Below are 15,813 nucleotides of genomic sequence, written 5' to 3'. Positions count from 1 at the left end.
ACTATGAATTATTTTCAAAAGAATAGGAAAAACATCATTATTGGTGTAATTGCCACATTGCTTATTGCCGCACTCGTCGCATTGTGGCTGCAAAAAAAGGTCATTCATTCGGCAGATGATATTGAAGGAGTAGTTTTCCCGTCTTCGCTTTCTACAGGTGATACATTAACGTTTCAAGATAAAACACCGTTTGCGAAATTTAAAAAATGGGATTTTGGCGACGGCCAGACTTCAGATAAAGACAAAGGAATTCATTTTTACAATAAACCGGGTTATTATAATGTAACCTTGATTATTGATAATAAATATTCTAAATCTTTTCCGATTATGGTTTCCGCAAGAGGAATTCCAAAACCTAAAGACAGTACTGCTGCAGTGACTAAGATTGATGCCCAAACTCAGGCAATGCAGTATGAAAACGTACAGTTTCGTGCACTTTCAGATGCTACACAGTTTACCTGGAGGTTTGGAGAAACTGGAAAAATTGATGCTAAAGATAAATTGGCTATTTATGCGTTTCAAAAACCTGGAGATTACGTGGTAACGCTTTATACAGAGAAAGATATAGAGCCTATTCAGCACCATATAAAAATTTTGCAGGCGTATAATTCTATGCAGGATGAACAGCCTACTTTAGACGAGCTGTATGCTAAAAAAGACAATGATTTTAAATACCACTTGCAGCAGATTGCGAATGGCAACAGTTTTAATATGCATTATAATTATCTTTTGAAAACCTATCTGTGTAACAACGAAAATGCAATTGTAAAAGTTACCGACAGCAAAGTCAATAATTTTTATCTGTATTGTGCAGGTCTTCAGTTTGATAAAAATACAGTAATACAATCTGTAAAATTAAATTTTGATGATGGAATGACTTGTGTAACCAAAGTTGACATCAATCAAAGCAAATAATATATTGTTCGTTTATCGGACATCACACCAATTATAAAGAAAATTAAGATGAAAAATAAATTTCCTCTAGCGGCATATTATATAGGGCTTTCGGTTTTGCTGACGAGCTGTCAGGTAAAATTGCCATCAAAAAAAACTCCTGAACCACAACAGTATGGGCAGATAGATAATGCTTCTGTAATCAATGGTTTTCCAAAAAAATCAGCTCCGTGGATTGTTATTTCAGATCGGTCAAGAAACACTGCTTATCTCGATAAAAATGATGAAAAATCATATAAAGAAGTGAAGTTTTTAGAGCCTTTAATGGTTTTAAAACACAGAGACGGAATGGTAAAAGTGGCAGAATATGTTCCTGATGCTTTAATGAAAAAAATTTCGTCAAAATCAATAAAAACATACGGCTGGATTCCCGAATCTGACCTTTTGCTTTGGAGTAATTCTTTGAAAAGCGAAAAAACAGGCTATCCGGTAAGAGTAGCGGTCGTTCCCAATAATCCCGACGTTATAAAAAGTGCCGAGAGATATTATAAGAACGATTCTATCATGGTGTTTAATTCGCCAAGTCTTATTGAAGCTGCCAATGTGAAAATTCCGAACGGGCAAATGGTCTACGTTTATAAACAAGCAGAAAATAACAAACGCTTTTTAGTAGGAAAAAAGCCTAGTATAGATATGGACAGTATAAGTACAGGCTTATACGGCTGGGTAAGTTCTAATGTAATCTCAGCTTGGGGTGAGCGTTCTGCGGTGAAAATGAAAAATACAACCGGGATTAAAGAAAGTACTTTAGGAATTCATGAAGGTTTTTCAGGAGCTTCTGATAAAGAAAATCGAACTGCAGTTTTGCTAACAGATGTTAATAAAAGACCGCCTCTTGAAAATATTTTTCCCGTAACATTAGCTTTGAATGAGGAAGCGAAACCTGACCTTAAAACGAAATATTTTACCAATGTTTTAGACTATAGTAAAAATTTTATTTATAATGTTTTAGGTGAGCCTATTTATTTTGACAGATACCGAGAAATCACTGAACGGAATAAAAGAGTAAATATTGTTTTTGTTTTAGATATTAGCGCTCCCAATGCACCTTATGCACCCATTGTGAAATCGTTGTTACAAGATTTACAGTTGAGATTTGAGAAGCCTTCTTATTTTAATTCTGTAAAATATGGAGTCGTTTTATACAAAAATAATTCTTGTGGTGATAATGTAGCTGCGTCAACCTTAAACAAAGACTACAATAAGATTACGACTTTCATTAATGAAAAAATGAATGAAATGAATTGCCCAAGTAATGTAGGCAATCAACCTCTGAATGAAGGTTTAATTGGTGCTGGAAATTTACTTTCAGAACTTTCTGATGAAACTAATATTGTGGTTACCATCGGTACTTCTGCCAACAGAAGCGGAAATATGTATGGAGTAATCAATTCTCTTACTCAGGCTCAGGCGAGATTGATTATGTTTCAGACAAGCGCTAGATCTTCAGATACTTACAATGATTTTGTGTTGATGGCTGAAAACATCGTAACCAACACTGCAAAAAATGTGGCCGAGCTGAAAAAGCAGAAAATAATCAGCCAGAATGATGTTTTAACTAAAAATAACTTTAGTCTTGTGGAAGGTGATGCCGGATATTTCTCTCTAGACTTCCCAAAACAAAGTATGGCTCAGGGATTTGTTATTTTCCCTAAAAAAGGGGATATCGCAGCTCCAGGTTATCTTAAAAAATCGTTAGACAGCTTGATTGCTCAGGTGACTTTAGACAATACTTCCATTGATAATTCTCTAAACGATTATTTCCATTCTTCGGTAGGCGCAGGCAAAACCGAAGTAGATTTTAAATATAAATATCTGTATCCGGGATTAACCAATCCTGTTCCTTCGGGTATTGCTGCGCAACTTATTAATTATGGAAATCCGTTTTTGGCGAAAGGATATATTCCTAAAGAATTAATGGATTATAAACAGAATATGGAAAAAGGAATTCTTGTTTCGGAATCTGAATATGATCAGCTGAAAGCTTTCTATAAAGAAGTTTATGAAAATACAGGTGCTGCAAGAACAGACTTTAAGCAAGGAAGAGCGATAAGGGAATATGTGAAATTATTAAAAAAATATAATCCAACATTGAAATTCTTAGATAAAGGAGAATTGTACAAGCAACCTATGTCTTATGCGGTAGGAGTAAGTACAGGTTTTGATAATTCTGACGAAGAAAAAATGTCGAAATACATGCTTGCAGGCTGGAAAAAATCTGATATTATTACCAATGAAGAAGCAAGAACTTACTTTAAATATTACAAAGATCTTGCTGACAGAATGCTTACTTACAGAAATAATCCTGCGGTGAAAATTAAGCAAAACGGACAGGAATTCTATTGGCTTAACGAATATTTCATGCCAACAATGCTTCCTGTGGATGAGCCGGAATATACTCAACATTAATTAGTTATGACATAATAAAAAAGCGGAGAATTAGTTTTCCGTTTTTTTATGTTAGAATACTTTTCGTTATCTTTGAGTACCAAATATCACATTATGTCTACTCAATCATCTTCTCATGATGGTAAACATTTCGTCGTTCAAAAAGGAACATGCCAGTGCAACCAGGGAGATCAGTTTCCTAAGCATATCGTCAATGCTCATAATAAACATTACTGGAATGACTCTGCAGGCAGCGCAGATTATTTAGCCGTTACAGAAGACGACCTTCAGTTTAATCCATCAGGTCCAAGTTTTGGAAAGTGTAAATTAAAACCCAGTTCGGGTGGTTATCTTCCATGCGCTTACGCCCCTGCCGGAAAATGGCAAAAAACGTACGAAAAGGTTTTGGTGATGGGAAAGAAGTGTGTGACAGAAGTTTCGGAACTTCAATGTGCTACCGGCGGAAAAATTACCATTAAAGATCACGGACAGCGCGGTGAAATGAGTAAAAAGAATGTGAAAAATGCTGATGCAAAAGTAATCAGGCATGCAAATCCTCTTGTGGATGTGAATGATTTTAAAGAAACGGTAACCGAAAGCAAAATCGACGCTTATTAATCTTTAAACTTTCCAACAATGGCTAAAAAAGGCGTTTCAAAAATATCAGGAAATTCTTCTCCTAAAGTAGGAGAGGCGGTTACTTATACCGTTACAGAATGGTATCCTTCTACCCCACAAAATCAAAGAAATCCGGCAAATGTTACTTGGGAATTATTTAAAAAAAGATCCAACGGAAGATTTACAAGCACAGATATCAAAAAAAAGGGTGTTGGGACTTTTACTTTTGGAGAAGTTGCTCAAAAACACACTTATCGATTGGAAGCCTATCTTTTTGAGCCAGAAGGAAGTGGTGCATCTACAATTATAATCAATCCTCAACCTGCAGCTGTTCCGAAAATTGAAAAAGTAGAACTTCAATACGTAGATGATTTACCGGGAACGGTTTTCAGTTTTAGAGAAAAAATGAGAGCTCGTGCACAATGTGTAAATTTAAACGGGAAAAAATTAAAGTTTACTCTTTGGGAGGACGACGAAACCCGAGAAGGTCATAATGCTAAAAATCTTTTGATTGAAACCAAAGAAGCAACGGTAGACAGAACTGGAGTTGCGACCGCTGAGTTTGTGCTTACCAGAGCTTTGATGCAAAAAGCAATGCAGGGAGAATTTGATGTAAAGCAATTGGAATTTTATGTTACCGTAGAATATTTTTCACATAAAAAGCACGCAACAGATAATGTAAATGTGAATAATCCTTTGCAAACTCCTGCGCCAACTCCTCAACCAAGACCACAACAACCGACAAGTAATCCTACACCTCCGCCTCAATCAACACCCGAAACTCCATCAAATAATACGCAGCCCAGAGCTGAAAATTCTCCTGCAGCAGAAAAACCAGCTTCGCAAATGGAAGAAAGGGGAGTTGTAGGTGAAAATACAACTTCGCCTGATGAAGAACTGAATGATTATAAGGAAACTAAAGGTACAATTGAAGCTGAACAACCATCAACTCCGCAGTCTAATGAAGGAAAAACAGTAAGTATTGTACAAGATTCATCAGTGGAAGAACTAATGGATGCTTATTTTGCTAAGAAAGAATATACCAAGCAAACAGGTGAAGTTGCCACAACTTTAGAATACAAGTTTGGAAGTAACGGAAATAAAACCGCTACCGATGCAGAAAAAGAGAAAATAGCGAAAATTATTTTAGGAAAACCTGCTGTAAAAGCATTGACAGACAAAAAAGAATACACCACTTTGGAAGCTATTAAGCAGGCTATCTCCAAAGAAGTTTACAATAAAGATGAAACAATAAGTTTCCAAACTTTTAAACTTGGAGCTGAATTAAAGAAAATCACTTCTGCACCTTTAGATACAAAATTATATTTGGTTGCAAAAACGGCAGGTTCAGGTCTCAGTGACAAACAAGTTACAATTATAATCAAGGAAAAAGATGGATTAATTAAAGGTTCTGCAGGCTCTGTTTTACCGATTTTAGAAATTACTGAAACTCAAATGGATCAGGCTACTCCGACTACAGGAGAAGTTTCGGGAACTGAAAAAAGTGAGTTCACAGGAAAAATAGAAAACGGGATGGTAAAAATTCCTGTTCATTTGAGACCGAAATCTGATGATGAATTAAAGCAATGGAAGGAAAAACTATCTAAAGGAAAAGAAGATGGAGAATACACCTACAAATTTGGAGGTGAAAATAAAGTTACTGATGAAAGTTCTAAAAAAAGAGTGGCAGAAGCCATTTTGAAAAATGCAAAAAGTGGAAATACCAACAATGAAAAAATAGCTGATGGTAAATCTGCTTACATTGATGATATTGAAAAAGTTCTTGAAATAAAAACATATCAGAAAGACCAAACAATTAAATTTAAACTTTATAAAAAAGAGAAAGAACTTCTTTATCTTCAAGCTAAAGCTCAGGGCGAAAAACAACATGATAAAGAATTTTTGAAAGCAGATGGGGCATATTTTGAGATAGGAAAAACTAAATATATTATTTTCCCTACATTAGAAAAACCCATAAATGATTCGGGCTTAGAATGGGAAGAAAGATATTGGGCGGAAACATGCTGCACGGGATTTATATACTGATCCCAGTACTACAATCGTGGCTATTGCAGATGGAAAAGTAATTGGAAAGAACAAATATTTTGGGGCTAATGATGTGTATGTAAGTATACTTCATAATCTTCCTGATGGAAGAAAATTTATTGCAAAATACTGTGAGCTGGCTAAATCTTCAGTAAGTTTAGAAGTTGGAAATCAAGTTCGTCAAAAGCAAGAATTAGGTAAAACAGCCCATTTAGGTGTTTCAGCCTATAATAGAAAGGTGAAAAAAACATATTCGCTATACATGTGTCATTTTGAAATATATGATTGTAGTGCTGGTGAAGATAATCCAATATATATGGGTAATAATCCTCCATATATGCGACGGAAAGATTTAATTGATCCTCTTTCTATTTTGGAAGAAGGATATAGAAATACTTTTGGTGAAATAGGTGATGGAAATGATCATTTATTTACAATAAATGACGGTAAAGAAGCTCTTCGTGAGCTTTATAATGAATATAAAAATAGTACTTGGAATTGGAAATGGAATGGCTCTGACACTGAAGTTCAAGTTACAGGTAAAGATCTTCTCACTATTGTAGAAAAAATGTATCGTTTGGAAACCACACATTTTACTTCAAAACAATATAAGCATTGCGGTACTGGGGGAATGGAAGTATTTGGTTCTGCCCCTCATTATGGTTGGGATGGAAGTTTATATACAGAAGAGCCTATTGGTACGTGGAGTTCTTTCGAAAACGCTGGATTAAGTGGGCAAGGGGGTAACGCGCAGGTCACCAATAAACAAAAAGAATTTGTACAGTTACCTTCTGTTATTTCTGGAATGAGGTATAAAATAAATTATATAATTAAATATAATGGCAATTTTGAACGATGGTTTAGTAAAACTGATGAAACAGCTCGATCCACATATAGAACAACTCTTAGAGGTATAAGAGATAGATTTATTCAGGAAATTTCAGGAAATTAATAAAAATAATATGACAAAACTATTAACGTTCATTGTAATCATATTTTTCTTTGCGTGTAAAGAGAAGTCTAATCAAATATTATTAGTTAATAATCAAACTATTCAAGAAAAAGAAGTTCAAGACAATAAGATTTACACGAGCTGTGAAGAAGCTATTACTGATATTGTAAAATCCAGTAATGCAATAGCTATTAAAAACTTTAAAAATATACAGGTTAGAATTAATAATTTAACCACTGAGAAAATTTCTATAGAACTTTATGTTTCCAATGATATTTCGGAAAATCTTGCTGAAAAAAAAGTTTCAGAAAGTTCTGTAGGATGGTTAGAGTTTTTTCCTTTGACAAAAAAGCTGCAAGATATTACAAATGATCCTGAAAATCAGGAGCTTTTGAAATATGATAGTACAATCTTAGAGAAAAATGATATTTCTAAATTGTGTGGTTTGCTTAATGTAAATTCGAATAGTAATAATCAAAATAATATAAAATGCTATAGAAAAGAAAACAATGATTATTCTTTCAAAGAAATCTGCGAATATTCTGGGATAAAAGATTTTAAATTTTTATATTCTCAAATTGCTGAAAAATTTCAACAAGATGACTTGTTAAGAATATTACCAAAAAAGGATACAATTTATTCTACCTTATCAACACCTGAAATTAAATATTCTATAAAAAAAGATTTAATTACAATCAATATTACTTCTGAAGGTGGAAATACTATTTTGAAAATTTATCATACTAAAGATAAAGGTATTATTGAATCAACTAAATTAATAGATTAAAATGTTTTCCCGACTAAAGTTTAAATTCTATTTACAGTTGATAGAAGAATTTTGAAAACCTTAAATAAACCATGAAAAAAGTTAATATTCTAGTAATACTATTTTCTTTTGTATTTTTTAATTGTCAAAAGAAATCAATTATAAAAGATGATATAAAAACTTCAACAATTCAATATTCAAATGATGGAAGCTGGATGGTAAGCTGTGAAAATGGAGTTGGTGGTTTAACGATAGAAGGAAAAGATGCTTCATTAATACTTCTGTATAATCAAATTTATATCGATATGACAGAGCTTAAAAGGTTTGATTTTGAGAATGGTATTTCGTATAAACTGAAAGAAATACCTGAAGATATAGGAAATATAGGTAGAAATTTAAATTGGAAAGAATATATAAATGATGAACCGATTGCTTATTTTAAAATGATTGATGATAAAACATACCATTTCTATTGGTATGGGTTTTATAATAAAAAAACAAAAAAAAGAGAGTTCAAAGAAAATAGTTTTCAACAGGAAACTAATAGCAAAGAAATTATTCTCAAAAAATGTGAATAAAATTTATCATAAGATATAAGCTAAAAAGGCTTTTATAAATTCTAAAGATGCAAACAAGTAAAAAAAATATCATTCCATTAATTGAGATAAACTTTACTAAATTTATAGAACCACAGTAACTTATCACAAATCATGTTCAAATTTTATATAGTTTTTGTACTTTCAATACTATCTCTTGCGGCTTGTAAGGAAGAAAAACCAGTTTCAAAGGAAATTGTGGTTTCAAAAGAGTCAGACTCTTTAAAATTGAAACCTACTGTTGAGGTAAAAACTCCCCAAAAATCAACTTCATGGCTTGGAAATTATTCCTGTAATTTTTTGAGAATGAAAGACGAATCTGCAGACCCGAGAGGATGGGGAATGATTAGAATTAACATTAAAAAAGATTCTGCAAAATTGGGCTTAGATACTTATATCGAAAATTTTGAAAGAGAGTTAAAAATTATCAATAAGACTGAAAATGAAATCATTATGTCCCTTAAAAATCAGAAAGATTCCACTTTTATTATTTCAAAAAAGGATAAAAAATATTTTTTGAAAAGCAATTTTATCAATGAAACGGTTGGTGAAAATGAGACGTATGAATTGATAAAAGAATAAGAGCTTGTTAAATTTAAATGGTAATAATTTATCCCGCAGATTTTGCTGATTAAGTAGATAATTGCTCTTTTTTTAATCTGCTAAATCTGTACAATCTGCGAGAATTATATAAAATGATTGAAAAAAATCAAAAGTCAATCTTACAGAATTTAAATTAATAAAACTTAAACAGGCTCTAAGTAATTCAAAATAATGAAGAAAAAAACACCTTATGATGATTCATTTTATACTTCCCGGAGATACTCTCGAAAATATTGCAGAGAAAATCAAGCTTGAAAATCCCGTTTACCTTAAGGAATTTCACAATATACACTGTACAAATGACGATTTTATAATGGATGAATTAATTCCAGGAAAAAAATTATTGTTTCCAGATTTTGCCAAAATAAAAGGATACAATGATAAAAATGACGTTCCTTTTAAAAGTACTGAGCTAAACCCCAAAATTGTATTTAATCCGATTGATTTTAATGAAGAATTTAAAATTAAAATTAAAGAATTATCAAATGATGAAGGCCGAATTATCGAAAACAGTTTTTCTTACGTCGCTTCTTTACAATGGATAAAATATGAATTGGATGAACATCTTTTTCATTTTACCAAAAATCAGTTTTCCAATCAAAATGAAACCAAAATGGAAAATTTGGCGATTGAGAGTATGAAGTTTTTATATCCAATCGAAGTTTTTGTAAATATTAAAGGTAAGATTGTACGTGTGGGAATTACAAAAGAAACTCTAAAAAACTTTAATCAAAACAAAGCCAAATTATTAGATTTTTTTCCGGATAAATATGCTAAAATATATCTCGAAGAATTTGAATATGCTGTTTTGAATCCCGATGTTTTTGATGAAAAAATGAAAGAAGATTGGTTTTTGAAAAACTACTTTTCGTCTTTTCGAAATGTTTTTGAAAATGGAAAATCTTTTTTTGAAATTTCCTTAGACCAAACTTTACTAAATATTCAACAGACCGTAAAATTGTCAGATAACAATGACGAAATTCTTTTAAATCAAACCTTAAAAAATAAAGAAGAAACCCAAGAAGATTTCAAAGGAGATTTAAAGATTTCTAAAAATAACGGAATGATTAAATCAATGAATCTAGCTCATTCTTACAAAGAATTTTCAGTTTTGTACACCACAGAAGTTTTTATTGAAAATATTTAAAATCAATCGTTGTAGATTGTAATGGTTCTTCACTAAAAACTGTGGAATTACATTTTTTATTTAATCATTAAGGTTAAAGTAAAATTAAGTTGAGTTTCATTGTAAATGTTCTGCTAAATAAAATCTTTGATTTTTCGCTTAAAAAATCTTAAAAATTTAAATCCCTTAATGGTTTGAAATTATGTATTCGTCATTAGCGTATTAAGAAAAAAATAAACAAATAGAATTTCTAAAATTTCATATCTAAACAAAATGGCATATTGCCAATGGTTTGTAATATTCGTGGCAAACCAACAGTTTATTCTCAATCATCTGAAAAATCAACAAAAAGACTGCCTCAAAATTGAAACAGCCTTTTCTACTTGTATTTTTTTTAAAATTTATTTTATCACAAATTTCAAACTAGCTTCATCAAGCTTTAAAATATAAACTCCTTGCAAAAGACTTTTTATTTTAATTGATTTTCCGTTTTTGAACGGATTATTAATTGTTTGCATCACTTTTCCCTGAAGGTTATAGATTTCCGCTTTTTTGATACTCTGCGTCTCGCCTTTCACAAAAATCTCCTGATTAGAAACCGGATTTGGGAAAATTTGTAATTCTTTTGGCTCGTCAATGGCATTCGCTGTTTGGCTTTGTCTTGAAGCTGAATTATTGCAAGTCCAGCTCAGATTATCGATTGCTACTCTGTTGCTCGATGAATTATTTACTAAAGTTACTATTACATTTCCTGAAACGTTGATATTGTTAATGGTCGTCGTCGTTGCCGTCGTGCTGTAAGGAACTGTTCCAACTGTAGTTCCATTGACTTGGACATTGAAAGTTCCGTTAGTTCCACTAAACTTAAGTTGCGTGGTAACCGTTAATGAACCAATTCCGTTTGCTGAGCTGCTTGATTTCAAAGAACCATCTCTTACGGTAATTGCTTTGTTGGATATCGTTTGGTCTGTTCTGGAATCTGTTGCTGTCCATGTAATTCCGTTGCTGGTCCATGTTCTTGTTGAATAGGATGCTGAGCTGCTTGATGGAATTGTTTCGAACGTTTCATTCACACAGCCTGTAGGATTTGGATTAGTCGTTCCCGCATTGGTTGTCGCTGAAACAGTTGAGCTGTTTGTTGACGAATTTCCTGCTGCATCTTTTGCTTTTACATAAAAACTGTAGGTAGTAGAAGGGTTTAATCCGGTAACTGTCGTTGATGTTGATGTCTCGTTCGTTTTCAAACTTCCATTCATGTAAACATCGTAAGAACTTACTCCTACATTATCTGTTGCAGCATTCCAAGTAAGAGAAACTGAGTTTGATGTTTTTCCTGAAACAGCTAAATTCATTACGGTTGTTGGAGCTTGAGTATCATTTGTTGGCGCTTGTCCGCCCCAAATTTGATTGACATAGCTAGGATTATCGATAAAAGGATTTCTGTTTCCCTGAAAAGTGTAAGAAGCATTATTCCTGTTGATTTCCGCTTGTGAAACCGGGTCTTGGTTATGCCAATCTAAAAGTACATTCAGTTCCCAAGTCTGTAATCCTGGAAAAGCTGAGCTTCCAATCATATTTCCGGTAGAAAATGTTGATAATTTACTTTGATACCTCGTCACAAAATAGAAAACCATTCTTGCAACGTCTCCTTTAAACTCGTCAATCGGTTCAAAGACTGTTCCTGAAAATCCTGCGGATGTAGAACTTCCCAGTTTAGACCCGTTTTGAGAAGTGAAACTTGCGCTTCCAACTTTCCCGAAAGGATAATTAGAACGCATTCCATTTACTTTTCCATCTGTTGCCCTGATAAAGTGGATATCATTTTTCATTGGGGAAGCTTCATTAAAAAGACTTTGAGGAACGATATGTTCGCGGTTATAGCAATTTCCTTCGGTAGAGTAGGTGCCACATTGATTATTTCCCGGAGTGTATTTGTAAGGGTCTGTAGAAGTTGGTCTTTCTGAATAAATGTCAAGAATCGAACCGTCATTTTCATAATTTTTATCAATGTCGGTAGTTTTGTAAGCGGTCCAAAGCCCGCCGTAACCCTTGTCCTGATGACCGTTTGTAATAATATTGCTTAAAGCTGTTTTTAAAGTAGCTCCAGACAATCCGTTCGCTGAATTGTAATATCCTGCAGGAGCCTGTGCATTAGCAAGCTGCGCGAATACCACACATAAAAGTAGTTTTTTCATATTGATATAATTTTGATAAGATTTGTATACTTTGGTGGGTGTAAAATTACATTTTTATTGAATTTAAAAGCAATTATCTTTTATGCTATACATTAAATTTTTGTGAAATCTTTCGCCAATTTCTGCGGGCAATATCATACAAAAAAAAAGTCAATACAAATTTTGTATTGACTTTCATATTATTGATTTAAAAATCTTATTTTTTCATTCCTGGAGGATAGTTTGCCATAATTTCAGCAACCATCTGAGGGATTTGTTTTTGCTTAGCTTTCGGTCTGTCTACATCAATTCCGCTACCGATTCCTTGCCAAACCAATTTCTGATTTTGAGAATCTACAAGGTCTACAATGATGGCACCTTCGTTGTAATTACTCGTCCAGGTTCTGTTCATTCCGATACCCCAGCCGAAACCGCCACCCCAGCCCCACATTCCATATGGATTGGTACTGTTAATTTCAGTGATTTTTTTGTGATTCGCTTTTACGTTGACAATCAAATCAGGATTTTCTCCCGGTTGAAGGCCTTTCATCTGCAATTGCTTAGACAATTCATTTAAAACTCTTTCTTTATCGATATCATTTAATTTTAAATCATCGATTCTGATTTTGTAGGTCTTATAAGTCGTAAAATTAGCATTTTGAGCATAATCTGAACGTACTTTGAAGGGGCTACAAGACGACAAACCTAAACTTGCCGCAAGCAAAATAAAAATATATTTCTTCATTTTATTTATTTTTTTTTATTGGTTTTTATAAATGTGTCTGTCTTTTTATCGTATCCATAAGGACAGTGTCTACAGCCGCTTTTACAACAATGTCCACGTTTAAGATGGAATTTTTCTGTAAAAACTTTGTAGCCTTGCTCGTTGTAGTAAAAGTCTTCACCTTCTTTGATTTCAAAAAGAGCCATAAGTTAAATCAAAACTTTTATATTTGTTATATGATAATTGTGTGCCAAATCTTTCTCAAAAATACAAAAATAAATGGCATTACGCTCTATCCTTTTATTTTCATTAAAAATCCTGAAGATAAAAGAAATAGCATACTTATCAATCATGAAAAAATACATCTTAGACAGCAGCTGGAGCTTTTATTGATTTTCTTTTACGTCATGTACATTGCGGAGTATTATTATCATTTTTTTAGGCTTAAAAACGCACACTTAGCATATCGTGCTATTTCTTTTGAAAGAGAAGCATATGCAATGGAGCACGACTTAAATTATCTTAAAAAAAGAAAATTCTGGAGCTTTAGAAAATATTTATAATAATTATCAATTATCAATTATCAATTATCAATTATTTTTCGAGTAAACATTCCGAAATTTTTCTTCTTTTGAGGAGTGTCTAAAGTTCAAAGAATTTTTAACGAGGTGGTTTAAAAATAGAAAGCAGTACAAGTATCTTGGTTTTTCGGGAAAATTTGCATTGTTTTTATAGGCTTAAATAAAAAAACTAATTTTGTTAAAACAAATATTACTTAAACTAAAAAATGTTCTTGCAACTTCCGACAGAAACCATTCCCATTCAGGAAATAACGATTAATAAAAAAGTGAGGCTTTTCATCAAAAGAGAAGACCTTATTCACCCACAGATTTCGGGAAATAAATATTGGAAACTTTTTTATAATATCAATAATTATTTAGAAACACTGCCTGAAAATCCTTTAATCATAACGTTTGGCGGAGCATATTCTAATCATATCTCTGCTGTTTCTGCAACGGGGAATCTTTCTAAAGTCAAGACATTAGGTATTATAAGAGGGGAAGAATTAGAACATAAATGGCGTGACAATCCCACTTTGGTTATTGCCAAAAGAAATGGGATGAATTTAAAATTTGTCTCCCGTGAAGAATATCGTCACAAAGAAAAGCTAACTGAGTTTCTGCAGCATGAATTTCCTGAAGCATTAATTATTCCTGAAGGAGGAACCAATGAAAACGCTGTTCAGGGCGTGAAAATGATGCTCAATGACGATACAAAAGATTTTGATTATCTTTGCACGGCAGTTGGAACCGGAGGTACGATGGCGGGGATTTCAGAGTTTTGTGAAGATAATCAAAAGGTTATAGGTTGTAAGGTAGTAGACGATTCTTCTTTAGAAAGCAAAATTTTAGAATTAACCTCGAAGAGAAATTTTCATCTAACCGATGCCGCTTTTGGTGGCTATGGTAAAATAAATGATGAAAATGTTCGTTTTATCAATGATTTTAAAGCGAAATTTGATATTCCTTTAGAACCGGTTTACACAGGAAAGATGATGCAGAAGATTTTTGAAATGATTGATGCTGATTATTTTCCTGAAGGAAGTAAAATTCTGTGTTTTCATACCGGAGGGTTACAAGGGATAGAAGGTGCCAATTTGCTGTTAGAAAAACAAAATAGAAATTTAATAATATAAAGCCAAAAAGCATGATGTAGTCATGTGAAACTGATTATTGGTTTGGCTTTAAAAAAAATCAAGAAAAATGAAAAGACTTTTCTTACTAATTAGCCTTTTAGTTTTATCAAAATTCTCAGCTCAGAACTGGGCTACAGATGATCAATACATTCAGAAATTTGCTCAATATGCAGTAGAAGAAATGGAAAAATATAAAATTCCAGCTTCAATTACTCTTGCGCAGGGACTTTTGGAAACCGGTGGCGGACAAAGCCGTTTGGCACAGGAAGGAAAAAACCATTTCGGAATAAAATGTAAAGAAGACTGGACGGGGAAAACAATGAAGCACACCGATGATGCGCCAAATGAATGTTTCCGAGTGTATGACGATCCTAAACAATCTTATGAAGACCACTCTATATTTTTAGCAACGAGAAAATATTATACTAAGCTTTTTGATCTTGATATGAAAGATTACAGAGCATGGGCGCATGGTTTAAAGAAAGCAGGTTATGCTACAAACCCTCGTTATGCATCAATTCTTATCAGTAAAATTGAAAAATATAAGCTTTACGAATTTGATGAGGTAGGCTCTAAAGAAGTTTTGTATGCCGTTCTGAAAAAATATCCTGACCTGAAAGACGATGGTGCTTTCATGGCAAGAATGGAACCCGCAAAAGCTACTAAAAAAACGACAACACCTGTTACTGTAAAAGTTCCGTACAAAGCGACTTCTTACGCACAGCAACAGCAAAGAGTGGAGAGAATTAAAACCAAAGCCGAAATTCTTAATTCAATTTTAATTAAAAGTCATCCAAATGGTGGTTTAAAATATATTGTGATTCCTGAAGATACTGATGTACAGTATATTGCTAAGAAGTTTAAAATTAGCGAAAGCAAATTAACCAAGTGGAATGAGCTGGAAGGAACAGCATTAGTGAAAAATGAAGTCGTTTTCTTAGAATCTAAAAATTCTGAAGGAAATACAGCAATTTACAAAGCCGAATCTGGCGAAGATATGTATGATATCGCACAGAAATTTGGCATCAAACTCAATAAATTATATGCTAAAAACAGAATGGATGAGGGGCAAAAACCATCCGCTGGACAATTAATTTATCTGATCGACAAAAAACCTAGAAACTAAAATCGGTTGTTAGGTTTTAGTTGATAGTTTTAATGACTTATTCC

At 32.9% G+C, this 15,813-nt stretch carries 15 protein-coding genes; 12 read left to right on the top strand and 3 right to left on the bottom strand.

Annotated features, from left to right (window positions below):
* The first annotated feature begins 3 nt into the window (after positions 1–3).
* From LO744_RS16295 to LO744_RS16255, 9 genes are all read left to right on the top strand, one after another.
* A complete protein-coding gene (locus LO744_RS16295) occupies positions 4–915 on the top strand; it encodes a PKD domain-containing protein (RefSeq protein ID WP_230671238.1) in 912 nt (303 codons plus the stop codon).
* Between the two features lie 48 nt (positions 916–963).
* A complete protein-coding gene (gene tssR, locus LO744_RS16290; RefSeq protein WP_230671236.1) occupies positions 964–3,363 on the top strand; it encodes a type VI secretion system protein TssR domain-containing protein in 2,400 nt (799 codons plus the stop codon).
* 93 nt (positions 3,364–3,456) lie between these two features.
* Positions 3,457–3,960 carry a DUF4280 domain-containing protein gene (locus tag LO744_RS16285; RefSeq protein WP_230671234.1) on the top strand — a complete coding sequence of 168 codons (504 nt, stop codon included), beginning with the start codon at positions 3,457–3,459 and terminating at the stop codon, positions 3,958–3,960.
* A gap of 18 nt (positions 3,961–3,978) precedes the next feature.
* On the top strand, positions 3,979–6,006 hold the full coding sequence (locus LO744_RS16280) for a hypothetical protein (RefSeq protein ID WP_230671232.1): 2,028 nt from the start codon (positions 3,979–3,981) through the stop codon (positions 6,004–6,006).
* Positions 6,007–6,022: 16 nt separating this feature from the next.
* Positions 6,023–6,958, top strand: coding sequence for a M23 family metallopeptidase (locus LO744_RS16275; RefSeq protein ID WP_230671230.1), 936 nt, complete (start codon positions 6,023–6,025; stop codon positions 6,956–6,958).
* A gap of 10 nt (positions 6,959–6,968) precedes the next feature.
* Positions 6,969–7,745: a hypothetical protein gene (locus LO744_RS16270; protein ID WP_230671228.1), complete on the top strand. Its 777-nt coding sequence runs from the start codon at positions 6,969–6,971 to the stop codon at positions 7,743–7,745.
* A gap of 71 nt (positions 7,746–7,816) precedes the next feature.
* Positions 7,817–8,302, top strand: a complete 486-nt coding sequence (locus LO744_RS16265) for a hypothetical protein (protein WP_230671226.1) — start codon at positions 7,817–7,819, stop codon at positions 8,300–8,302.
* A gap of 132 nt (positions 8,303–8,434) precedes the next feature.
* Positions 8,435–8,902 (top strand): hypothetical protein, encoded by a 468-nt coding sequence (locus LO744_RS16260; RefSeq protein WP_230671224.1) that lies wholly within the window; start codon positions 8,435–8,437, stop codon positions 8,900–8,902.
* A gap of 211 nt (positions 8,903–9,113) precedes the next feature.
* A complete protein-coding gene (locus tag LO744_RS16255) occupies positions 9,114–10,070 on the top strand; it encodes a hypothetical protein (protein WP_230671222.1) in 957 nt (318 codons plus the stop codon).
* Between the two features lie 380 nt (positions 10,071–10,450).
* Here LO744_RS16255 and LO744_RS16250 read toward each other — a convergent pair whose 3' ends face one another.
* From LO744_RS16250 to LO744_RS16240, 3 genes are all read right to left on the bottom strand, one after another.
* Positions 10,451–12,244 (bottom strand): endonuclease, encoded by a 1,794-nt coding sequence (locus LO744_RS16250; RefSeq protein ID WP_230671220.1) that lies wholly within the window; start codon positions 12,242–12,244, stop codon positions 10,451–10,453.
* A 196-nt stretch (positions 12,245–12,440) separates the two neighbouring features.
* Positions 12,441–12,968: a DUF4136 domain-containing protein gene (locus LO744_RS16245; protein ID WP_230671218.1), complete on the bottom strand. Its 528-nt coding sequence runs from the start codon at positions 12,966–12,968 to the stop codon at positions 12,441–12,443.
* Between the two features lie 5 nt (positions 12,969–12,973).
* Positions 12,974–13,153: a DUF5522 domain-containing protein gene (locus tag LO744_RS16240; RefSeq protein WP_230671216.1), complete on the bottom strand. Its 180-nt coding sequence runs from the start codon at positions 13,151–13,153 to the stop codon at positions 12,974–12,976.
* Positions 13,154–13,183: 30 nt separating this feature from the next.
* On the opposite strand from LO744_RS16240, the gene LO744_RS16235 reads away from it, so the two are divergent.
* From LO744_RS16235 to LO744_RS16225, 3 genes are all read left to right on the top strand, one after another.
* Positions 13,184–13,510 (top strand): hypothetical protein, encoded by a 327-nt coding sequence (locus LO744_RS16235; RefSeq protein ID WP_230671209.1) that lies wholly within the window; start codon positions 13,184–13,186, stop codon positions 13,508–13,510.
* Between the two features lie 224 nt (positions 13,511–13,734).
* Complete coding sequence (locus LO744_RS16230; protein ID WP_230671207.1) at positions 13,735–14,643, top strand: 1-aminocyclopropane-1-carboxylate deaminase/D-cysteine desulfhydrase; 909 nt, start codon at positions 13,735–13,737, stop codon at positions 14,641–14,643.
* Positions 14,644–14,710: 67 nt separating this feature from the next.
* Positions 14,711–15,769 (top strand): glucosaminidase domain-containing protein, encoded by a 1,059-nt coding sequence (locus tag LO744_RS16225; RefSeq protein ID WP_230671205.1) that lies wholly within the window; start codon positions 14,711–14,713, stop codon positions 15,767–15,769.
* Positions 15,770–15,813 lie beyond the last annotated feature (44 nt).

The organism is Chryseobacterium turcicum, from assembly GCF_021010565.1.
GTDB lineage: Bacteria > Bacteroidota > Bacteroidia > Flavobacteriales > Weeksellaceae > Chryseobacterium > Chryseobacterium turcicum.
The sequence above is the reverse complement of the archived record's forward strand: the minus strand, read 5'-3'. Positions and strand labels throughout refer to the sequence as shown.